The organism is Streptomyces sp. NPDC051310 (assembly GCF_044455245.1).
Lineage (GTDB): Bacteria > Actinomycetota > Actinomycetes > Streptomycetales > Streptomycetaceae > Streptomyces.
The window spans coordinates 1-21,494 of sequence record NZ_JBITEO010000036.1; the positions used below are offsets into that span (position 1 = coordinate 1).

Consider the following 21,494-nt stretch of genomic DNA (forward strand, 5'->3'; position numbering starts at 1 on the left):
CGTCGCCCAGCTCCTGCTGGAATCCGTCAAGACCCCGGTCGACCCCACGGGCGAGACCACCTCCGAAACGGAACCGGAGCCCGAACCGGTGAAGTAGCCCGACCGTCGGCGCGACGCCCGGTGACCCGCCGGGCGTCGCGCCGGCGCCCCGCGAGGCACCGACGATTGAGTCAGGACAGATGCCTACGAAGCAGGTGCCGCCGCCGTCGGGCGCGCGGCGGCGTTCGGAACGGACCCGCAAGGGCTACGCCACGGACTGGAGCGCCTGGTCGAAGTTCTGCGCCGAGTCCGGCCTCCCCTTATCGGCCGTCACCTCCACCACTCTCGTGCGGTTCGTCGACTGGCTGTGGACGCAGCCGGGCTGGAAGAAGGGCACCCGCACGGCACCGTCCACCATCGACCGGCGCATCGCCGGCACGGTGGTCACGGCCCGTACCGACCACGGGCTCATCCTGGAGAGGAACGTCGCGCGCAGCGCCCGCCGCCGGCTGAAGCAGCTGGTCGCCCAGATGGAGGAGGGAACCGAGACGCGCGGCCGGGGCCCTTGGCCCTGGCGCGAGAAGGACACCCCCGCCCCGCCGGCCGCCACCACCGCCCGCTGAACCAGCGGCGATGTCCGCGGCGCCCACGGTCGACCCTCCTCGAACTGCTGCGGAGCGCTCATGACGCGCACCCCGGCGAGCGGCGCGACGGACAGGTCCACGTGGTGCGGGCGGAGGGCGAGGTGTGCGGCGTTCACGCACTGACCCGCACCGACGAGCCGCCCGGCGAGCCGGGCGCCCGCGCCCCGACCGGCGCCGTACGGCGAAGAGTTCGCTGCGCCCCCCTGGGGCCGTTGGTATGACGTGGCGTCAACTTGCCAGCCGCGTATGGGCAACGACTTCCGTGTCAATGCTCCCTGCGTGCGCCCGGCTCCTCCGGGCTCCCCCTGCGCCCGCCCGGAGGTCACGTATGCCTCGTCGCTCCGTCCGCCGCCTCGCCGCAGTCGCCCTCGCGCTCCCCACGGCGCTCCTCCCGGCCGCCGGGGCGTCGGCGGCCCCGCCGCCGGACAAGGCGCAGGTGCTCAGCTCCTGGACCCAGACCTCCGCGACCAGCTACCGGGCCTGGTACGCCGCCCGGCAGAACCAGGCGGCGTGGCGCGCCTACGCCTTCGACTGGTCCACCGACTACTGCTCCGGCTCGCCCGACAACCCCCTCGGCTTCCCGTTCAAGTACGCCTGCGCGCGGCACGACTTCGGATACCGCAACTACAGGAAGGCCGGCACCTTCACCGCCGCCAAGCAGCGCCTGGACAACGCCTTCCAAGCCGACATGAAACGCGTCTGCGCGGCCTACTCCGGCACCAACCGCACCAGCTGCGACCGGACGGCCTGGCTGTACTACCAGGCCGTCGTCCTCTTCGGCGGCTCCGCGGCCCCGGGCGCCCCCGCCCGCGCCTGACCGGTTCCGCGACCCCGGGCGCCCCCGCCCGCCGCGCATGCCCGCCCCGCCGCGGCGGCGCATCCTGGAGGCATGGCCCGAGCCAACGAAGAGGTGCAGGCACTGCTCCAGGAGTACGCCGACCTCATCGCCATCACCGGCGGCGACGCGTTCAAGGCGCGCGCCTACGAGAAGGCCGCCCGCGCGGTCGGCGGGTACCACGCGGACGTGTCCACGCTGGACGCCGGGCAGCTGCGCGACATCCCCAACGTCGGCAGGTCCATCGCCGACAAGATCGTCGAGTACCTGGCCTCCGGCCACGTCTCCGCCATCGAGGAGCGTCGCGACGCCATCCCCGCCGGCGTCCGCGAACTGATCACCATCCCCACCCTCGGCCCGAAGAAGGCCATGGTGCTCCACGAGGAGCTCGGCGTCTCCTCCGTCGACCAGCTCCTCGACGCCATCCGCCACGAGCGGCTGCGCGACCTCAAGGGCTTCGGCGAGAGGACGGAGGAGAACATCCTCCACGGCATCCGGCTCCTGCAGAAGGCCGGGGACCGCATCCTCCTCGACGCCGCCATGGACACCGCCGAGCAGATCGTCTCCGAACTCTCCGCGATCGGCGGCTGCGAGCGCTGCGCGTACGCCGGGTCGCTGCGCCGCATGCGCGAGACCATCGGCGACATCGACGTCCTCGTGGCCGCGGAGCGGTCGGCGCCGTTCATGGACGCCCTGGCCGGCCTCCCGTACACCGCCGAGGTCATCGCGCACGGCGCGAAGAAGACCTCCATCCGCACCACCAAGGGCCTCCAGATCGACGTCCGCGTCCTGCCCCCCGACTCCTGGGGCGCGGGCATGCAGTACTTCACCGGCTCCAAGGCGCACAACATCCGCACCCGGGAGATCGCCGTGCGCCACAAGCTCAAGCTCTCGGAGTACGGCCTCTTCGAGGCGGAGAGCGGCCACAGGATCACCTCGGAGACCGAGGAGGAGATCTACGCCCGCCTCGGGCTGCCCTGGATCCCGCCGACCCTGCGCGAGGACCGCGGCGAGATCGCCGCCGGACTGCGCGGCGACCTCCCCGACCTGGTGCGGGAGAGCGACATCAGGGGCGACCTGCACACCCACACCGACCTCACCGACGGGCTCGCCCCGCTGGAGGAGATGGCCGCCGCGGCCGCCGCCCGCGGCTACGCCTACTACGCGGTCACCGACCACGCCCCGGACCTCGCCATGCAGCGCATGACCAAGGAGAAGATGCTCGCCCAGCGCGAGCGCGTACGGGCCCTGGACCGGGCCCACCGCGGCATGCGGCTGCTGCACGGCACGGAACTCAACATCGGCCCGGACGGCACGGTCGACTGGCCCGACGACTTCCTCGCGACCTTCGACCTGTGCGTGGCCTCCGTCCACTCGCACTTCAACCAGAGCCGTGAGGCCCAGACCCGCCGCCTCGTCCGCGCCTGCGAGAACCCGCACATCGCCGTCATCGGCCACCCCACCACCCGCCTGCTCGGCAAGCGCCCCGGCATCGACGCCGACTTCGACGCCGTCTTCGAGGCGTGCGCCCGCACCGGCACCGCCCTGGAGATCAACGCCCACCCCGACCGCCTCGACCTGTGCGACGAGGACATCCTGCGGGCCAAGCGGTACGGGGTGAAGTTCGCGATCGACTCCGACGCGCACGCCGTCACCCACCTGCCCCACCTGCGCTACGGCGTGGGGACGGCCCAGCGCGGCTGGCTCACCAAGGACGACGTCATCAACACCTGGCCGCTGACCGCACTGCGCCGCTTCCTGCGCGCGTCGTAGGACACCGCGCGGACCGAGCCGGCCCCGTCGGTGAAGCCCGGCCGGGCACACGGTGCGGCACGCCGTGCGGGCCCTCGGCGAGCCCCTCAGCGCGGCCGGGGGCGCAGCGACAGCTCGGCCCAGACGACCTTGCCGCCGCCCGTGTACCGGGTGCCCCAGCGCTCCGCGAGCTGCGACACCAGGAACAGGCCGCGTCCGCCCTCGTCGGTCTCCGTCGCCAGGCGCAGGTGCGGGGCGGTGCTGCTGCCGTCACCGACCTCGCAGACCAGGGACCGGTCGCGGATCAGGCGTACGCGGATCGGGGCGGTGGCGTGCCGGATGGCGTTGGTGACCAGCTCGCCGATGATCAGCTCCGCGGTGAACGCCTCCTCCGCCAGGCCCCACGCCTCCAGCGTCCGGCCGGCCTGCGCCCGCACCCGCCCGACGGCCTCGGGCTCGGGCGGCACGTCCCACGCGGTGGTGCGGTCGGCCGTCAGCCGCCGGGTGCGCGCGACGACCAGGGCGATGTCGTCCCGGGGGCGCTCGGGCAGCAGGGCGTCCATCACCGTGCGGCAGGTCTCCTCCGGCGTCCGGCCCGCCCGCGCCAGGGTGCGGCCCAGCAACTCCATGCCCTCGTCGATGTCGCGGTCGAGGTCACGGTCCTCCAGCAGCCCGTCGGTGTAGAGCACCAGGCTGCTGCCCTCGGGCAGCCGGATCTCGGCCGTCTCGAAGGGCAGCCCGCCCAGGCCGAGCGGCGGACCCGCCGGCACGCCCGGGAACACCGCGCGGCCGTCGGGGTACACCACCGCGGGGCCCACGTGCCCGGCGCGGGCCATGGTGCACACGCCCGAGACGGGGTCGTACACGGCGTACAGGCAGGTCGCGCCGGTGATCGCCGTGGCACCGCCGGCGCCGTCCGCGGGGCCGGCGTCCCCGTCGCCGCTCTCCTCCTGGTCGATGCGGGCCACCAGCTCGTCCATGTGCCACAGCAGCTCGTCGGGAGCCAGATCGAGCGTGGAGAAGTTGTGCACCGCGGTGCGCAGCCGCCCCATCGTGGCGGCGGCGCGCACCCCGTGGCCCACCACGTCGCCCACGACGAGCGCCACCCGGGAGCCGGGCAGCGGGATGACGTCGAACCAGTCCCCGCCGACGCCGCCCCGCCCGGCCTGCGCGGGCAGATAGCGGTGCGCGATGTCGAGGGCGGTGTGCTCGGGCAGGGAACGCGGCAGCAGGCTGCGCTGGAGGGTGACCGCCATGGCGTGCTCGCGGGTGTAGCGGCGGGCGTTGTCGATGCTCACGGCGGCGCGGGCGACCAGCTCCTCGGCGAGGGACACGTCACCGTCGTCGAAGGGCTCCGGCTCGTCGGCGCGCCAGAAGGTGGCCACGCCCATGATGACGCCGCGGGCGCGCAGCGGCGCCACGATCATCGAGTGGATGCCGTACTCGACCAGCCGGCGGGCGCGCGCCGGCTCCTGCTGCTGCCAGCCGTGGAAGGCGGTCATGTCCGCCTCCAGCACGGCCCTGCCGGTGCCGAAGCCGCGTGCCTGCGGTGTGTCGGGGACGAATCGGATGAGGGTGCCGGGCGGGTGGAGCGGGGTGTCGTCGCGGATGCCGGCGTAGGCGACCCGGCGCATGTGGCGCACGGGCCCGCTGCCCGCCGGCTCCTCGCCGCGCAGGACGGCGTCCGGCAGGTCGACGGTGACGAAGTCGGCGAACCGCGGCACCGCGAGCCTGGCCAGCTCCTCGGAGGTGCGGACCACGTCGAGGGTGGTGCCGACCTCCACCCCCGCGTCGTAGAGCAGCTTCAGTCGGCCCTGGGCCACGTCCGCCCTGCCGCTGACCAGTTGCAGCTCGGTGGTGTCCCGCAGGGTGGCGACGGCGCCGGGCGGGCCCCCGTCACCGCCCGTGAGGCGCACGCTGACGGCGAGCTGCCGCTCCCCGGCGGCGTGCACCCGGTCGGTGACCGGCTGCCCGGACTCCAGGAGCCGGGCCACGCCCGGCTCGATGCCGAGGTCGCGGGCGTGGCGCCCCTCGGCGTCCGGCGGCAGGCCGAGCAGCCGCCGGGCCTCGTCGTTGGCCAGCAGCAACCGGTGCTCGCCGTCCACGATGAGCACGCCCTCCCGCACGGCGTGCAGCACGGCGTCGTGGTGCTCGTACATCCGGCTCATCTCGGCGGGCCCGAGACCGTGCGTCTGGTGCCGCAGCCGCCTGCTGACCAGGGCGGTCCCGGCCGTGGCGAGGCCCAGGGCGGCGGCCGAGGCGCCGAACAGCACCGGGAGCTGCTCCTCGACGACCCCGCTGATCCGCTCGATCGTGACCCCGGCCGAGACCAGGCCGATGACCCGGCCGCTCGCGTCGGTGACCGGGACGACGTGCTGGACGGCCCGGCCGAGGGTGCCGGTGACGGTCTCGGTCACGGTCCCGCCCGCCGCGGCCGGAGCGATGGTGCCCACGAACGGCCTGCCGATCCGCTGGGGCTCGGGGTGGGTCAGGCGCCGTCCGTCGGGGGTCATCACGACGACGTAGTCGACGCCGGACGCCGCACGGAGCTCCTCGGCGCGGGGCTGGAGGTCGGTGGAGGGCGCGGACCCGGACAGCGCGCCGACCATGCCCGGCGTCCGCGCGAAGGTCTCGGCCACCGCCACCGCGCGCTGACGCGCCTCCCGCTCACCGTCGGTGCGGGACTGGAGCACGAGTGCCACCACCGTGGCGACGATGAGCAGCACCACCACCGCCACCTGCAGGGCGAACACCTGACTGGCGACGGCACGCGAACTCAACAGCGAGCGCCAACGGCCGAAAGGTCCGGCCATATCTCATTTTCTCATACGGGCGACACGCTGAGTGTTGAAGTTGGGCCGAACGGGTGAGGCGGGCGAGGATAGGCCCATGAGTAGGTACGAGAGGTACGACGTCACCGACGAACAGTGGGAGGGCCTGGCCCAGGTCGTCCCGCTCCGGGGGCGCAACGAGTGGCCGTCCAGGATCGACCACCGGACGATCCCGCAGGACTACGAGGCCGCCGAGCAGCGCCGCATGGTCGTACTGCGGGTGCAGGTCTTCGCGGACGCGCGCGAGGTCGCCGAGTACCTCATCGCGCAGATCCCGGTCCTGCTGGACCTCACCGGGGCGGACACCGACGTCGCCAAGCGGATCCTCGACTTCAGCAGCGGCGTGGTCTTCGGCCTCGGCAGCGGCATGCACCGCGTCGACCGGAACGTCTTCCTGCTGGCGCCCGTGGGCACGGAGGTCGAGGGAGCGGCGGCCGAGACGGCCGTCCCCCATTCGTAGGAGGCCCATCCGGGCGGAACGGTTCGGCGGGGACGCGTGCTCGTACGGTCCCGCCATGGACTTCCCCCGCCCCGCCGCTCCCGCCCGCCCTGTCGTTCCCGCCGCGCGCACCCGTGCGCCCGCCTCCGGACCCCTCGCGGGTCGCGCCGCCGCTCCCGCCGCCGCGGGTCCCGCCGTCCCGGCCCGGGCCGCCGCCACCGCCCGTCCCGCCCTCACCGCACTGCGGCTCTCCGCCTTCAAGGCGTACCGGAAGGCGGTCCTCCCGCTCGGCCCCGTGACGCTCTTCGCGGGCCCGAGCGGCAGCGGCAAGTCCAGTGCGTTACAGGCGTACGAAGCGTTCGCGCTGCTCGGCGCGGGCGGCCCCCTGCGGAGCGCGTTCCCGGACCCGGCCGGGTGCGTGCCCGAGGGCGCGCTGCCGGACGCGCAGGGCCGGCGGGGCTTCCGCGTCGGCTGCACCGTGGACGGCCCGGCGGGGCCGGTGCGCCTCGACCTCGCCGTGCAGGCGGAGCCCGAACCGCGCATCGTGGGCGAGCGGCTGACGGACGCGGACGGGCGCACCCTGCTGGCCACCGCGCTGCGCGACCCGCGGCGGCGCACGGTGCAGGCCGAGTGGTACACGGGCGACAGGGCGCAGGTGACCCGTGCGCCCCTGCCCGACGACCGGCTCGCCACGGCCCTGCTGCCGCTGCGGGTGGCGGGCAGCACGGAAGGGCAGCGGCGGCTGCTGGCCGCGGCGGAGCAGGTGGTCCTCGCCCTCCGCTCGGTCTTCGCCTGCGACCCCCGGCCCGACCGGATGCGGGCTCCCGTGCCCGTGGGGGAGGGGCGGCTGCGGCGTGGCTGTGACAACCTCGCCGAGGTGCTGCACCGCACGCGGGCCGACTGCGCGCGGCGCCACGCCCGGCTGGTGGCTGCGGCCGGGGCGGGGTGCGCCGGGCCGGTGCGGGGCCTGGACGCCGAGCGGCTGGCGGACGGGACGGTGCGCGCCCTGCTCGACCGGGGTGCCGCCCCGAACGGCGGCGCCCCCGGAGGCGGTACCCGGCGCCCCGGCACGCCGCTCGAACGGCTCGGCGACGGCGAGCTGCGCTACCTGGCGCTCGCCCTGGTGCTGCTCACCGGGCCGGGGGTGCTCGCGGTCGACCAGGCGGCGGAGGTGCCGGGGGCGCTGCAGACGCTCACCGTCCTGGCGGACGGCTTCGACCGGGGCCTGGACCGGCGCCAGACCGGAGAGCTGCTGCGACTTGCGGCGGAGATCTGCGCGGAGCGGCACATGCGGTTCGTGGCGACGGCCGGCGAGGCGGCGGCGGAGGCCGCCCGGCAGGGGGAGGGGCTGACAGTGGTAGACCTGAGGCGTGAGTGAACACGATGTACGAGAACTGCAGCGCCGGCTGGCGGAGTTCGCCGCGTCACGGGAGTGGCAGCCGTACCACACCCCCAAGAACCTGGCGGCGGCGCTCAGCGTCGAGGCGGCCGAACTGCTGGAGATCTTCCAGTGGCTGACGCCGGAAGAGGCGGCGCGGGTCATGGACGACCCGGACGCGGCGCACCGGGTCGCCGACGAGGTGGCGGACGTGCTGGCGTACCTGCTGCAGTTCTGCGGTGTGCTGGGCGTCGACCCGCTGGCCGCGCTCTCGGCGAAGATCGACCGGAACGAGCTCCGCTTCCCCGTGGGACGGCCGCCGGGGCGTGCCGCCCGCGCCGATCGTCACTCTACGGAGTGAGCGAGTTATTCGCACTGAGCTTCCTGTCCACAGATTTCCGAATTCCTCTGGCGTTTGGGTCCATTCAGCTTCACTCTGGGTAGTGAACTAGTGGGCGGACAGTCGTACGAACGGGGGCGGCGTACATGGATGCGGAACGGCTCATCGTGGCCGGGCGGGGTGCCCTGGCGCGCAGTACGGTGGCGCTCGACATCGTGGCGGAGGCATGGCAGGCCCAGGCGCTCGCCCGGGCGATCGGGCACCACCTCGCGCTCTGCGGGCCGAGGGAGCTGAGGAGCGAGGCGCGGGGGCTCTGCGAGACCGGCGGGCGCGAGGTCACGGGGCCGGACCACCCGGCGCTGCTCGGCGGGGGGATACGCGCGGCGCAGCTGACGGGGGTCGCGGATGTGCGCGGCGCGTTACTGGCTCTGGGCGCGCTGCTGGGCGAGGTCGGGATCGCGCTCGTCGGCGTCGCCTGCGCCACCGACGAGGAGGGGCTGTACTGGCAGTGCATCGAGGCCATCGACGCCGCCGACGAGTCCAACGACCGGGTCCGCATGATGCTGCGCCGGCTGACGGTGCGCCAGCGCGGCAGACCGCCCGGCGCCGACCGCGGCGGACCGTGCTGCGACAGGCTGCCCCGCGGCGGGCCGCTGGACCACGACGGGCCGGCGGACGGGCACGTGGACCGGATCCCGGTGGAGCTGGCGGAGGTGACGGCTCCCGACCTCGCGGCTCCGGCGGGCCTCGCGGATCCGGCGGACTCGGCGGCCGGGGCGTCCTGACGGGTGCGCGCGCCGCCGGCGGCCCGGCGTGGTGACCCGGCACGGCCCCGCCGCCGGTGGCCATGGGGTGTGCGGGCCCGGCGTCAGGCGGGGTCTGCGGGGCCGGACGCGTCGGTGCGGCCGCGATCGGCCGAGGACTGCAGGTCGGCGTCGAGCTGCGAGAGGTCGGCGGTGAGCGCCGCCATCAGTTCCTCCATCTGCTGGAGCAGACCCTTGGGTGCGTCCGCGCCCAGCTGCTCGGAAACGGCTTCCTGCGACATGACGGCCTCCTCGGCCCGGCCCGTCCCGCCGGGGAGGGGCCACACGAGAGAACGACGCGCCGACAGCTGCCGCCGGCACGCGGGCCGGGCGGTCCGGCTCCAGCCGGGCAACGACGGCCACCGGCGGCGGGTCACCGGGCAAGCTGATCTTCACCCGGCCGGGCCTGTGAGGTGACGTGCGTTCGAAGGGGCAGGATGGACGCATGGATCTGCGTATCTTCACCGAGCCCCAGCAAGGGGCGAGCTACGACACCCTGTTGACCGTCGCCAAGGCCACGGAGGACCTCGGCTTCGACGCCTTCTTCCGCTCCGACCACTACCTGAGCATGGGCGCGGCGGACGGTCTGCCCGGACCGACCGACGCGTGGATCACACTCGCGGGCCTCGCGCGTGAGACCCGGCGGATCCGCCTCGGCACGCTGATGACGGCCGGCACCTTCCGGCTGCCCGGTGTGCTCGCCATCCAGGTCGCACAGGTCGACCAGATGTCGGGCGGCCGCGTCGAACTGGGCCTGGGAGCCGGCTGGTTCGAGGAGGAGCACCGTGCGTACGGCATCCCCTTCCCCAAGGAGAAGTTCGGGCGCCTCGAGGAGCAGCTGGCCATCGTCACGGGCTTGTGGGGGACGGAAGCCGGCAAGACGTTCTCGTACGAGGGGAAGTACTACCAGCTGACCGACTCGCCCGCCCTGCCGAAGCCCGCGCAGGCGAAGGTGCCGGTGCTGATCGGCGGCCACGGCGCCACGCGCACGCCGCGGCTGGCCGCGCGGTACGCCGACGAGTTCAACATCCCCTTCGCCTCCCTGGAGGACACCGAGCGGCAGTTCGGCCGTGTGCGGGCGGCCGCGGAGGAGGCCGGGCGCAGGGCGGACGACCTGGTGTACTCCAACGCGCTGGTGGTGTGCGCCGGCAAGGACGACGCCGAGGTGGCGCGCCGCGCGGCGGCGATCGGCCGGGAGGTGGACGAGCTGAAGGAGAACGGCCTCGCGGGCTCGCCCGCCGAGGTCGTCGACAAGATCGGCCGCTATGCCGCGCTGGGCTCCTCCCGGATCTACCTCCAGGTGCTGGACCTGCACGACCTGGACCACCTGGAGCTGATCTCCGCGCAGGTCCAGTCCCAGCTGGGCTAGGTCCTGTCGATCGGATCCTGCCGGGCGGAGGGGGCGGGGTCCGAAGATCCCTGCCCCCTCCGGTGGCCGGCGGGCCCGGGCGCTACAGGCGCGGGTCGACCGGTTCGGACTCCAGGGCGAGGACCGCGAAGACCGCCTCGTGGACGCGCCACAGGGGCTCGCCGTCCGCCAGCCGGGCCAGGGCCTCCAGGCCCAGCGCGTACTCGCGCAGGGCGAGCGAGCGCTTGTGGCCGAGGAAGCGGTTGCGCAGGCGCTCCAGGTTGTCGGGGCGGGTGTACTCGGGACCGTAGATGATCCGCAGGTACTCCCGGCCGCGGCACTTGATGCCCGGCTGGACCAGGCGGCCCTTGCCGTCCCGCGCGAGCGCCGCGAGCGGCTTGACCACCATGCCCTCACCGCCGCGGCCCGTCATCTCCAGCCACCAGTCGACACCGGCGGCCACCGAGGCCTCGTCGCCCGTGTCGACGTAGAGGCGGCGCGTGGTGCGCAGCAGCCCGGTGGTGTCGTGCTCCACCATGCGGTCGATCAGGGCCAGCTGCTCGTCGTGGGGGAGCGTGGCGAGGCTGCGGCCCCGCGCGGCCAGTAGCTGGAACGGCGCCAGCTGCACGCCCTCCAGCCCGTCGGTGGTCCAGCAGTAGCGGCGGTACGCGTCCGTGAAGGCGGCCGCGTCCGCGGCCCGCTCCCGCTGCCGGGCCAGCAGCCCGCCGACCTCCACACCACGTCCGGCCGCCGCTTCGAGCGCCCCGAGGGCCGCGGGGAAGGCGGCGGAGGACGCCGCGCCGACCGCCGCGTACTGCGAGCGCAGCAGCCCGGACGCCTTCAGCGACCAGGGCATCAGCTCGGCGTCCAGCAGCAGCCAGTCGGTGTCCAGCTCCTCCCACAGCCCGGCCGCCGCGATCGCGGACCGCAGCCGGCCGAGGATCTCCTCGGTGACGGCGGCGTCGTCGAAGAAGGGCCGCCCGGTGCGGGTGTAGAGCGAGCCGGTCGGACCCGCGTCCGCACCGAAGCGCTCCCGGACCGCCTCCGCGTCCCGGCACACCAGGGCGACGGCCCGCGACCCCATGTGCTTCTCCTCGCACACGACGCGCCCGATCCCGTCGGCCGCGTAGGCGGCGAACGCCTCGGCCGGGTGCTCCAGGTAGCCGTCGAGGCGCGACGTGGCGGTGGGCGCCATCGTCGGCGGCAGGTAGGGCACGAGGCGCGGGTCGACCGCGAAGCGGCTCATGACCTCCAGTGCCGCCGCGGCGTTCTCCTCGCGCACGCCCACGTTGCCCGCGTACCGCGTCTCCACGACCCGGCGTCCGTGCACGTCGGCCAGGTCGAGGGGCCGGCCCTGGTGCCCGCCGGGCGCGTCCGTGGCGAGCGGCTTGACCGGCTCGTACCAGACCTTTTCGGCCGGTACGTCGACCAGTTCGCGCTCCGGCCAGCGCAGCGCGGTCATCCTGCCGCCGAACACCGCACCGGTGTCCAGGCAGATGGTGTTGTTGATCCACGATGTGCTCGGCACGGGCGTGTGGCCGTAGACGACGGCGGCCCGCCCGCGGTAGTCCTCGGCCCACGGGTAGCGCACCGGCAGCCCGAACTCGTCGGTCTCGCCGGTCGTGTCGCCGTACAGCGCGTGCGAGCGCACCCGCCCCGAGGTGCGGCCGTGGTACTTCTCCGGCAGGCCGGCGTGGCAGACGACGAGCCTGCCCTCGTCCAGGACGTAGTGGCTGACGAGCCCGCCGATGAACTCCCGCACCTGCGCGCGGAACTCCTCGCTCTCCCTGCCGAGCTGCTCGATGGTCTCGGCGAGGCCGTGCGTGTGCTGGACCTTCTTGCCGGAGAGCCAGCGGCCGAGCTTGTTCTCGTGGTTGCCGGGCACGCAGAGCGCGTCGCCGGAGGCGACCATGCCCATGACGCGGCGCAGCACGCCGGGGCTGTCCGGTCCGCGGTCGACGAGGTCGCCGACGAAGACGGCCGTGCGCCCGTCGGGGTGGTGGCCGTCGACGTAGCCCAGCTTGGCGAGGAGCGTCTCCAGTTCGGAGGAGCAGCCGTGGATGTCGCCGATGATGTCGAAGGGGCCGGTGAGGTGGCGCAGGTCGTTGAACCGCTTCTCCAGGACGACCTCGGCCGCCTCGACCTCCTCCACGCTGCGCAGCACGTGCACCTTGCGGAAGCCCTCGCGCTCCAGGCCGCGCAGCGAACGGCGCAGTTCGCGGCGGTGGCGCTGGATGACGTGGCGCGGCATGCCGGCCCGGTCGGGGCGGGCGGCGTTGCGCTCGGCGCACACCTCCTCCGGCAGGTCGAGCACGATGGCGATGGGCAGCACGTCGTGCTCGCGCGCCAGCCGTATCAGCTGCCTGCGGCTTTCCTGCTGCACGCTCGTGGCGTCGATGACGGTCAGCCGGCCGGCCGCGAGGCGCTTGCCGGCGATGTAGTGCAGGACGTCGAAGGCGTCGCCGCTGGCGCTCTGGTCGTTCTCGTCGTCGGCCACGAGCCCGCGGCAGAAGTCGGACGAGAGGACCTCGGTCGGCTTGAAGTGCTTGCGTGCGAAGGTCGACTTGCCGGAGCCCGTGGCGCCGATGAGGACGACGAGGGACAGGTCGGTGACCGGCAGTCTGCGGGTGGGGGTCGGGGGCGTGGTCATGCGACCTTCTCCTCGGATGCCGGTGCGGAAGCCGGTGCGGACGCGGGTGCGGAAGCCGCCGCCGGTGCGGGCGCGGGTGCGGACTCGGACTCGGTTGCGGTTGCGGTTGCGGGCGGGGTGGCGGGGGCGGGCGCGGCCAGGGTGAAGACGGCCATCTGGGTCGGCGGGCCGACCTCGGGGTCGTCCGGGCCCACCGGGACGAACTCCACGCCGTATCCGTGCCGTTCCGCCACGGACCCGGCCCAGGAGCGGAACTCCTCGCGGGTCCACTCGAAGCGGTGGTCGCTGTGGCGCACGTGCCCGGCCGGCAGCGACTCCCAGCGGACGTTGTACTCGACGTTCGGCGTGGTCACCAGCACGGTCGCCGGACGCGCGGAACCGAAGACGGCGTACTCCAGCGCGGGCAGCCGCGGCAGGTCGAGGTGCTCGATGACCTCGCTCAGCACGGCCGCGTCGTACCCCTTGAGCCGCTTGTCGGTGTACGCGAGGGATCCCTGCATCAGCCGGACGCGCTCCGCCTGCCGCTCGCCCATGCGGTCGATCCGCAGCCGCCGTGCGGCCAGCGTCAGCGCCCGCATCGACACGTCCACGCCGACGATCTCGGTGAAGCGCGGGTCCTTGAGCAGCTCGCGCACGAGCTGGCCCTGCCCGCAGCCGAGGTCCAGCACCCGGCTCGCGCCCGCGGCGCGCAGCGCCTCGACGATCGCCTCACGGCGCCGCACCGCGAGCGGGACGGGCCGTTCCTCGGTGTCCGCGTCCTCGTCGACGGCGTTGTCGATCTCCTCCACCTCGGAGTCGTCGGCCGCGGCCAGCCGCGCCAGCTCGATGCGCTCCATCGCCTCCCGCGTCAGCGACCAGCGGCGCGACAGGTAGCGGCTGGTGATCAGCTTGTGCTCCGGGTGGGCGGCCAGCCAGCCCTCGCCGACCCGCAGCAGCTTGTCGACCTCGTCGGGCGAGACCCAGTAGTGCTTGGCGTCGTCCAGCACCGGCAGCAGCACGTACAGGTGCCGCAGGGCGTCGGCGAGCCGCTGCTCGCCCTCCAGCACGAGGCGTACGTACCGCGACGCGCCCCACTCCGGGAACCGCTCGTCCAGCGCGATCGGCTCGGCCGTCACCGCCCAGCCGAGCGGCTCGAACAGCTTGCGCACCAGCTCCGCCCCACCGCGCGCGGGCAGCGCCGCCACCTCGATGCGCAACGGCAGCGCCTGCCCCGCCAGCTCGGGCCGGGCGTTGCACTGCCCCTTGAGCGCGCTGGAGAAGACATTGCCGAGGGCGACGGCCAGCAGCGAGGAGGCGGCGTACGGGCGGTCGTTCACGTACTGCGCGAGCGCCTGGTCGGGTGCGCCGCCGCGCCCCTTGCCCTTCCCGCGGCGTATGAGTGCCACCGGATCGACCTCCAGCAGGAGCGCGGCCGTGCAGCGCTCGGCGGACGCCTCGGGGTACACCACGTGCGCCGTGCCGTAGGAGGTGGAGAACGCTTGCGCCTTGTCGGGATGCTTGTGCAGCAGGAAGCCGAGGTCGGTCGCGGGGCGTTCAGGGATGCCGGTGGTACTGATCGTCAGGAACACAGGTCCGAGTATCACCGAGCGTGACCTGTTTCGACCATGGGATTTCGGCCTGCCGACGGTCACCGGGGCGCGTGGGAGGCGCACGGGGAGCACGGGGAGGATCATCGGTTCCGTGCCGTCCGGGGTGTGTTGACGCAGGTCGGGGCAGCCCCTACGTTCATCACCCACATGGCTTCAACTCACCTGGTGAGCTGCGGAGTTGCATGCGAACGGACGCGCGGGCGCACGTCAGTGCGGAGGTCGGCGCTGTCGCGGCGCGGGCAGCCCGGTACGGGCAGGGCAACGGCTTTCGGGGGTGCACGGTGGGTCTTTCCGGTCAGGACCGCTCCATTGCGGAAGCCGTAGTTCCAGCAGGTGGTGCGGCACTGGACCAGATCGTCTTCCGCTGGGACACCGGCGCCGGCCGCGAGGGTGCTTCCGGTGCCACCGGCGGCGGCACCACCGCGCCCGGCCCGGTGGCCTGGTCGCCCGGTGCCGAGGCGGCGAAGGGCGACCTCGGCCGCGCCGCGGCCCTGCTGCGCCCCACGGGCGGGGACAGCGCACCGGCGCTGGTGCGCCTGCGGTACGGCGACGGCGTCCTGCTCGCGCACCGTTCGCCGTGGCGCGACGCGGACGGACGCACCGGCACCCTGTGCCACGCGCTCGTCGGGCCGGCGGACCTCCTCGACCCCGCGACCTGCCTGGGCCTGCACGGCTGGTGCTGGCAGGGCAGCAAGCTGCCGCCCGACGTGCGCGGGCCGCTGCCGCCCGTCCCCGGGGCCGCGTTGCGGCCGACGGCCGAGGAGGGCCGGCTGCTCCTCGCCCGGACCGTGTCGCGCGCCCGGGACGAACTGACGGGCGCCGTCGCCGAGTTCCTGCGGGATCCCGGCGCCCGCTTCACGCTGCTGGACCCCTCGGGCGGCGAGACGGCCTGCCGGGTGCTGTGGGGGCTGTACGGCATCTTCGGCGACCACGCCGGGGACGGCTGGACGTTCGCCACGCACGGCACCGCCGAGCCGGACGACCTGCGGTTCGTGTTCCTCGGACGCTGGGCGGGCCGGCCGCCCGGCGGCGGGCCCCGGCGGCGCACGGATCCCCTGGAGCGGCGCGCGGACCGGGCCGAGGAGGTCGCGCGGCGGCTGGTCTCCCACCACCTGCGCGACCTCGGGGAGGACGGCCGGCCCGGCCGCCGGGTGAGCACCGCGCTCGGCAGCGCCGCCGGGCGGGCGTCGCGGCCCCTGCTGGAGGTGGCGGAGCACGCGCTGGCCCTGCTGGCGGACGAGGACCGTCCCGCCGCCCGGCCGGCGCACCCCCCGGCGCAGCCACCGCCCGTGGCGGCGGGTGCCGGTCCCGAGCCGCCCGCCGCGCCGGAGTGGCCGGTCCCGCGCCGCGGGGCGCGCGGGTGGCGGCGCACCGGGGGCTCGCGGGGCGGCCGCCCCGGCCGCCTGCTCGCGGCGGTGGCCCGTCCGTACGACCCGGCCGACCCGCACGCCCCGGGGGAACCGCTGCCCCGCGAGGTGCTCGGCGGGGCTCCGGACGCGGACCTGCTGCGCGCGCTGCGCCAGCCCGTCCACTACGACGTGCTGACGCAGCTCGTGGAGGAGGCCGTGGAGCGGTGGCCGGCCTGGAGCCGGGAGACGCGCACGCAGTTGTGCGTCGTCCTGCTCGACCAGGGGCTGTTCCTGACGGACCGCGCGGTGGACCTCGGCGACCCCGATGGCGGGGTGCGTGCCGCCAACGCCGCCTCCCTCTACCGCTGGGCGGTCCGCCCGCTGCTCGGCGACCCGCGGATCTCGGACCGGCTGGCCGTCCTGCTGCCGAGGCTGAGCACCGGGCCGCACCGGGCCGCGCAGGCGGCGGTGCGCCGGATCGTGGAGAGCGACGAGCCCCGGCTGCCCGAGGCGGCCTGGCAGGCCCTGCTCATGGCCGCGTACACCGACGGTCCCCCGGCCGTCTCGCAGCCCCCCGCGCCCCCGCCCCCGCACGCCCCGGCACCCGCACCCGCGTCACAGCCCCGCGCGCCCGCGCCCGCGACGCCCGCCCCCGCCCCGGCACCCGTACCGCCGACGCCCGCCGCCGCGCTTGAGCCCCCGACGCCCGCACCCCCGCCCCCGACGCCCGCCCCCGCGCCCCGGCCCGAGCCCCAGGAATCCGAAGGCACCGCGCCGGCATCCGCGACACCCGCCGGCCGCCGGGAGGGCTCCGAGGACCAGCCGGGGGTGCAGGACGGCCGGTTCGTCCTCGTCGGCCTGGGCGCCGCCCTCGTGATCCTCCTGGTGCTCCTCTTGGCGCTGCTGGTGGTCAACTGACGGTACGTCGGTCCCGCACGCGGGGGCGCGCGGAGCGCCCGCCTCGGCCAGGATGGAGGCATGGGATTCCATGTCGACTCCGAGACCGGGCGGCTCCGCCGCGTCATCCTGCACCGGCCCGACCTGGAGCTGAAGCGGCTCACGCCCAGCAACAAGGAGGGGCTCCTCTTCGACGACGTGCTCTGGGTGCGGCGGGCGCGTCAGGAGCACGACGGGTTCGCCGACGTACTGCGCGACCGGGGCGTGGTGGTGCACCTCTTCGGTGATCTGCTGCGCGAGGCGCTGGAGATGCCGGCGGCCCGCAAACTCGTACTGGACCGGGTCTTCGACGAGAAGGAGTACGGGCCGCTCGCCACGGACCACCTGAGAGCGGTCTTCGACGCCATGGAGACGGCCGAGCTGGTCGAGGCGCTGGTCGGCGGGATGACGAAGCGGGAGTACCTGGCCGGTCACCCCGAGCCGACGTCCGTCCGGTTCCACGTGATGGACCTGGACGACTTCCTGCTGCCGCCGCTGCCGAACCACCTCTTCACCCGCGACACCTCCGCCTGGATATACGACGGGGTCGCCATCAACGCCATGCGCTACCCGGCCCGGCAGCGCGAGACGGTCCACTTCGAGGCGATCTACAAGCACCACCCCCTCTTCACCGGCCCCGAGGCGGGCTCCTTCCACCACTGGTCGGAGGGGCAGGACGACTACCCGTCCACCATCGAGGGCGGCGACGTGCTGGTGCTCGGCAACGGCGCGGTGCTCATCGGGATGAGCGAGAGGACCACCCCCCAGGCGGTGGAGATGCTGGCCCGTGGCATGTTCGCGGCCGGCTCCGCGCGCACGATCGTGGCGCTCGACATGCCGAAGAGGCGTGCTTTCATGCACCTGGACACGGTGATGACGATGGTCGCGGCGGACACGTTCACGCAGTACGCGGGGCTCGGCATGCTGCGCTCTTACACCATCGACCCGGGGGACCGGGGCGGCACGCTGAAGGTCTCGGACCATCCGCCCGAGCAGATGCACAGCGCGATCGCGGCGGCGCTCGGGATGACCTCGATCCGGGTGCTGACCGCGACGCAGGACGTGCACGCGGCCGAGCGCGAGCAGTGGGACGACGGCTGCAACGTGCTGGCGGTGGAGCCGGGGGTGGTGGTCGCCTACGAGCGGAACGTCACCACCAACACGCATCTGCGGCGCGAGGGCATCGAGGTGATCGAGATCCCGGGCAGCGAGCTGGGCCGGGGCCGCGGCGGCCCGCGCTGCATGAGCTGCCCGGTCGAGCGCGACGCGGAGTGAGCCCGCCGGGCCCCCGCGCCCGGACCCTCCCGCGGACCCCTTCCGGATGAGCCCCGCCGCGCCGGCCGCCAGGATGGAGCCGTACCGGCCGGGCCGCCCCGCACCGGCCGTTCCGGCGGTGCGGGGCGACCGCGCCGGGTGAGCCTCCCCCTGACTGAATAGAAATTCTGAGCCTCGTATAGACTTCCACGGTCCCCGACCCCGGAACCCAGGAGCGTCCCATGGCCACCGATCTCTCCGGCCGCCACTTCCTCAAGGAGCTGGACTTCACCGCCGACGAGTTCCGCAGTCTGATCGATCTGGCTGCCCAGCTCAAGGCGGAGAAGAGGGCGGGGGCCGAGGTCCAGCGGCTGCGCGGCCGCAACATCGCCCTCATCTTCGAGAAGACCTCGACGCGCACCCGCTGCGCATTCGAGGTCGCCGCCGCCGACCAGGGCGCCTTCACCACCTACCTGGACTCGTCCGGATCGCAGATGGGCCACAAGGAGTCGGCAAAGGACACCGCCCGCGTCCTCGGCCGCATGTACGACGCCATCCAGTACCGGGGCGACGCCCAGTCGACCGTCGAGGAGCTGGCCGCCCACGCCGGCGTCCCCGTCTACAACGGCCTGACCGACGACTGGCACCCCACGCAGATGCTCGCGGACGTGCTCACCATGACCGAGCACACCGACAAGCCCCTGGAGGGCATCGCGTATGCGTACCTGGGCGACGGCCGCTACAACACGGGCAACTCCTACCTGGTCACCGGCGCGCTGCTGGGCATGGACGTGCGGATCGTCGCGCCCCGCGCGTACTGGCCGGCCGACGCCGTCGTGGCGCGGGCGCGTGGGCTCGCCCGGACCAGCGGCGCCCGCATCACGCTCACCGAGGAGATCGCCGAGGGGGTCGCGGGCGCCGACTTCGTCATCACCGACGTCTGGGTCTCGATGGGCGAGCCCAAGGAGGTCTGGGACGAGCGCATCGCCGCCCTCGGCCCGTACGCCGTCACCATGGACGTCCTGCGCGCCACCGGCAACCCGCGGGTGAGATTCCTGCACTGCCTGCCCGCGTTCCACGACCTCGGTACGTCGATCGCCCGCGACATCCACGAGCGGCACGGGCTGACCGAGCTGGAGGTGAGCGACGAGGTCTTCGAGTCGGAGCACTCGGTCGTCTTCGACGAGGCCGAGAACCGCATGCACACCATCAAGGCGCTCCTGGTCGCCACGCTGGGCTGAGCGCGGGAATAGCCATGCGGCCGATTGGGTGAATATGTGATGTACCGGTTAGTCTCGAAGGACATGGCGGGGTTCGGGCTCACATGCCCGGACCCCTTTCGCCTGTGCACCACCCCTGCACCGGCCCGCACCGCCCAGCACAGCCCTTGCATCATCCGGGAGAACCCCCTATGCCGCGCCTCAAGACCCCCGCCCAACTGGTCGCCGAATCCGGCGCCGACCTGGAGGGACACGGGCTGAAGCGCACCATGGGCCTCTTCCAGCTCGTGTGCTTCGGCGTCGGCGCCATCGTCGGCACCGGCATCTTCGTCGGGCTCTCGGACAGCGTCGCCGAAGCCGGCCCCGCGGTCGTCGTCTCCTTCGTCCTGGCCGCGATCACCTGCGTGTTCACCGCCTTCTCCTTCGCCGAGCTGGGCAGCGCGATCCCGGTCTCGGGCAGCTCCTACTCCTTCGCGTACGCCGCCCTCGGCGAGCGCGTGGCGTTCCTCACCGGCTGGTGCCTGCTCCTGGAGTACGGCGTGTCCGTCTCGGCCGTCTCGGTCGGCTGGGGCCAGTACCTCAACGAACTGCTCGACGGCCTCATCGGCGTGGAGCTGCCCGCCGCGCTGTCCGCCCCGCCGGGCGACGGCGGCATCGTCAACATCCCGGCCGTCGTGGTGATCCTGCTCGCCGCGGTGCTGCTGGTGCGCGGTGTGCGCGAGAGCGCCCGCGCCACCGCCGTCATGGCGGTCGTCAAGATCGCGATCCTCGTCGTGTTCTGCGCGCTGGCGCTGACCGCCTTCCGTTCCGGCAACCTCTCGCCGTTCGCGGCGCACGGCCTCGCCGGGGTCACCTCCGGGGCGTCGCTCGCCTTCTTCTCGTACATCGGCTTCGACGCGATCACCACCGCGGGCGAGGAGGTCAAGAACCCCCGCCGGACCGTCCCCCTCGCGATCATGATCTGCATCGGTGCCGTCACGCTGCTGTACTGCCTGGTCGCGCTCGCCGCCATCGGCGCCATGTCGGCCGACGACGTCGCCGGCCGGCCGGCCGCGCTCTCCCTCATCGTCGACGAGGTCACCGGCTCCGCCGTCGGCGGCGGCATCATCGCCTTCGGCGCGGTCGTCGCCATCGCCTCGGTCGTCCTCGCCGTGATGTACGGCCAGACCCGCATCCTGATGTCGATGTCGCGCGACGGGCTCATCCCGCGGGTCTTCGCGAAGGTCTCCCCGAAGACCTCCACCCCCGTCGCCAACACCTGGATCGTCGCCGGCGTCTTCGCCGTCCCGGCCGCCGTCGTCCCGCTCGACGTGGTGATGAACCTGACCACGATCGGCACCCTCGCCGTCATGGCGGTCGTCAACGTCGCCGTGGTCGCGCTGCGCCGCCGCCACCCCGACACCGAGCGCAGCTTCCGGGTGCCGCTCTACCCGGTCAGCCCGGTGCTGGGCGTCGCCTTCTGCCTGTACCTGATGTGGGGCACGGGGTGGACCACCTGGGTGCAGTTCGCCGTCTTCCTGGTGGCCGGGGCCCTGGTGTACGCGGGCTACGGCCGGCGCAACTCGCGTCTGGCCGCCCCTCCCGCCGCGGAGGCGGAGGCTCAGGCGGCCGGGGACACCGGGACGGAGGAGGGCCTCACGCCGTCCCGAGTGCCGGCAGGGTGAACCACACCGCCTTGCCCTGAGCGGTACGGCGGTGCCCGCACGCCGCGCTGAGCGTCCGGATCAGCAGCAGGCCGCGCCCGTGCTCCTGCCACGGGTCCGGCGGCGTGGTGTGGGCGGGCGACAGGTCGCCGGGCGGGTCCGGGTCGCGGTCGTGCACCTCGACCTGGCACCCCGTCTCCAGCAGCTCCACCACCAGCTCGATCGGCGGGTCGCCGGGGTCGGTGTGCTTCACCGCGTTCGCCACCAGTTCGGCCGTCAGCAGCTCCGCCGTGTCGGCGTCGGCCGACGCCGTCGCGTCGCGGTCGGCGAGTGCCGTCCGCACCAGGGCCCGGGCGAGCGGCACGGCGGCCGCGGAGTGCGGCAGCGCGAGACGCCAGGAGGCGGGTCCGGACGCTTCGAGCACGGTGGCGGTCCTCCGTTCGGTTTCCGTTCAACGGTTCGGCGGGTGGGTCCCACCTTACGGACCGGATCCGGCCACACCAG

Annotated in this window: 16 protein-coding genes and 1 pseudogene; 12 read left to right on the forward strand and 5 right to left on the reverse strand. The window is 74.0% G+C overall.

The window, feature by feature from the left end:
- Positions 1-179 precede the first annotated feature (179 nt).
- The 3 genes from ACIA79_RS32555 (at position 180) to polX (ending at position 3,231) form a co-directional block, all read left to right on the forward strand.
- On the forward strand, positions 180-602 hold the full coding sequence (locus ACIA79_RS32555) for a hypothetical protein (RefSeq protein ID WP_399432021.1): 423 nt from the start codon (positions 180-182) through the stop codon (positions 600-602).
- A 349-nt stretch (positions 603-951) separates the two neighbouring features.
- A complete protein-coding gene (locus ACIA79_RS32560; RefSeq protein ID WP_399432022.1) occupies positions 952-1,440 on the forward strand; it encodes a phospholipase in 489 nt (162 codons plus the stop codon).
- 72 nt (positions 1,441-1,512) lie between these two features.
- Positions 1,513-3,231 carry a DNA polymerase/3'-5' exonuclease PolX gene (polX, locus tag ACIA79_RS32565; protein WP_399432023.1) on the forward strand — a complete coding sequence of 573 codons (1,719 nt, stop codon included), beginning with the start codon at positions 1,513-1,515 and terminating at the stop codon, positions 3,229-3,231.
- 86 nt (positions 3,232-3,317) lie between these two features.
- Here the strand turns inward: polX and ACIA79_RS32570 are convergent, their stop codons facing one another.
- A complete protein-coding gene (locus ACIA79_RS32570; protein WP_399432024.1) occupies positions 3,318-6,023 on the reverse strand; it encodes a SpoIIE family protein phosphatase in 2,706 nt (901 codons plus the stop codon).
- A 76-nt stretch (positions 6,024-6,099) separates the two neighbouring features.
- On the opposite strand from ACIA79_RS32570, the gene ACIA79_RS32575 reads away from it, so the two are divergent.
- From ACIA79_RS32575 to ACIA79_RS32590, 4 genes and pseudogenes are all read left to right on the forward strand, one after another.
- Positions 6,100-6,501 carry a cell division protein SepF gene (locus ACIA79_RS32575; protein ID WP_031080677.1) on the forward strand — a complete coding sequence of 134 codons (402 nt, stop codon included), beginning with the start codon at positions 6,100-6,102 and terminating at the stop codon, positions 6,499-6,501.
- 55 nt (positions 6,502-6,556) lie between these two features.
- Complete coding sequence (locus ACIA79_RS32580) at positions 6,557-7,858, forward strand: AAA family ATPase (protein ID WP_399432026.1); 1,302 nt, start codon at positions 6,557-6,559, stop codon at positions 7,856-7,858.
- Positions 7,851-8,219 (forward strand): nucleotide pyrophosphohydrolase, encoded by a 369-nt coding sequence (locus ACIA79_RS32585; RefSeq protein WP_399432027.1) that lies wholly within the window; start codon positions 7,851-7,853, stop codon positions 8,217-8,219. The genes ACIA79_RS32580 and ACIA79_RS32585 overlap by 8 nt, the downstream gene beginning before the upstream one ends.
- Before the next feature lie 125 nt (positions 8,220-8,344).
- Positions 8,345-8,815: pseudogene (locus ACIA79_RS32590) on the forward strand (DUF6099 family protein); the annotation flags it as partial.
- A gap of 251 nt (positions 8,816-9,066) precedes the next feature.
- Here ACIA79_RS32590 and ACIA79_RS32595 read toward each other — a convergent pair.
- Positions 9,067-9,243, reverse strand: a complete 177-nt coding sequence (locus ACIA79_RS32595; RefSeq protein ID WP_399432028.1) for a hypothetical protein — start codon at positions 9,241-9,243, stop codon at positions 9,067-9,069.
- Between the two features lie 203 nt (positions 9,244-9,446).
- Between ACIA79_RS32595 and ACIA79_RS32600 the strand changes: the two genes are divergently transcribed.
- Positions 9,447-10,370, forward strand: a complete 924-nt coding sequence (locus tag ACIA79_RS32600) for an LLM class F420-dependent oxidoreductase (RefSeq protein WP_399432029.1) — start codon at positions 9,447-9,449, stop codon at positions 10,368-10,370.
- 82 nt (positions 10,371-10,452) lie between these two features.
- Here ACIA79_RS32600 and ACIA79_RS32605 read toward each other — a convergent pair whose 3' ends face one another.
- Complete coding sequence (locus tag ACIA79_RS32605) at positions 10,453-12,999, reverse strand: polynucleotide kinase-phosphatase (protein ID WP_399432030.1); 2,547 nt, start codon at positions 12,997-12,999, stop codon at positions 10,453-10,455.
- A complete protein-coding gene (locus ACIA79_RS32610; protein ID WP_399432031.1) occupies positions 12,996-14,567 on the reverse strand; it encodes a 3' terminal RNA ribose 2'-O-methyltransferase Hen1 in 1,572 nt (523 codons plus the stop codon). The genes ACIA79_RS32605 and ACIA79_RS32610 overlap by 4 nt, the downstream gene beginning before the upstream one ends.
- 302 nt (positions 14,568-14,869) lie before the next feature.
- Here ACIA79_RS32610 and ACIA79_RS32615 point away from each other — a divergent pair, with 302 nt between their 5' ends.
- The 4 genes from ACIA79_RS32615 to ACIA79_RS32630 all read left to right on the forward strand — a co-directional run bounded on the left by ACIA79_RS32615 (position 14,870) and on the right by ACIA79_RS32630 (position 21,011).
- A complete protein-coding gene (locus ACIA79_RS32615) occupies positions 14,870-16,855 on the forward strand; it encodes a hypothetical protein (RefSeq protein ID WP_399432032.1) in 1,986 nt (661 codons plus the stop codon).
- Between the two features lie 60 nt (positions 16,856-16,915).
- Entirely contained in the window at positions 16,916-18,148 is a 1,233-nt protein-coding gene (locus ACIA79_RS32620; protein ID WP_399432033.1) for an arginine deiminase, read from the forward strand.
- A 221-nt stretch (positions 18,149-18,369) separates the two neighbouring features.
- The gene (argF, locus tag ACIA79_RS32625) at positions 18,370-19,368 is read left to right on the forward strand and encodes an ornithine carbamoyltransferase (protein ID WP_399432034.1); all 999 of its coding nucleotides are present in this window, start codon (positions 18,370-18,372) and stop codon (positions 19,366-19,368) included.
- A gap of 170 nt (positions 19,369-19,538) precedes the next feature.
- Positions 19,539-21,011: an amino acid permease gene (locus ACIA79_RS32630; protein WP_399432035.1), complete on the forward strand. Its 1,473-nt coding sequence runs from the start codon at positions 19,539-19,541 to the stop codon at positions 21,009-21,011.
- Here ACIA79_RS32630 and ACIA79_RS32635 read toward each other — a convergent pair.
- A complete protein-coding gene (locus ACIA79_RS32635; RefSeq protein ID WP_399432036.1) occupies positions 20,983-21,414 on the reverse strand; it encodes an ATP-binding protein in 432 nt (143 codons plus the stop codon). The two genes, ACIA79_RS32630 and ACIA79_RS32635, sit on opposite strands and share 29 nt — an antisense overlap.
- Between the last annotated feature and the right edge of the window lie 80 nt (positions 21,415-21,494).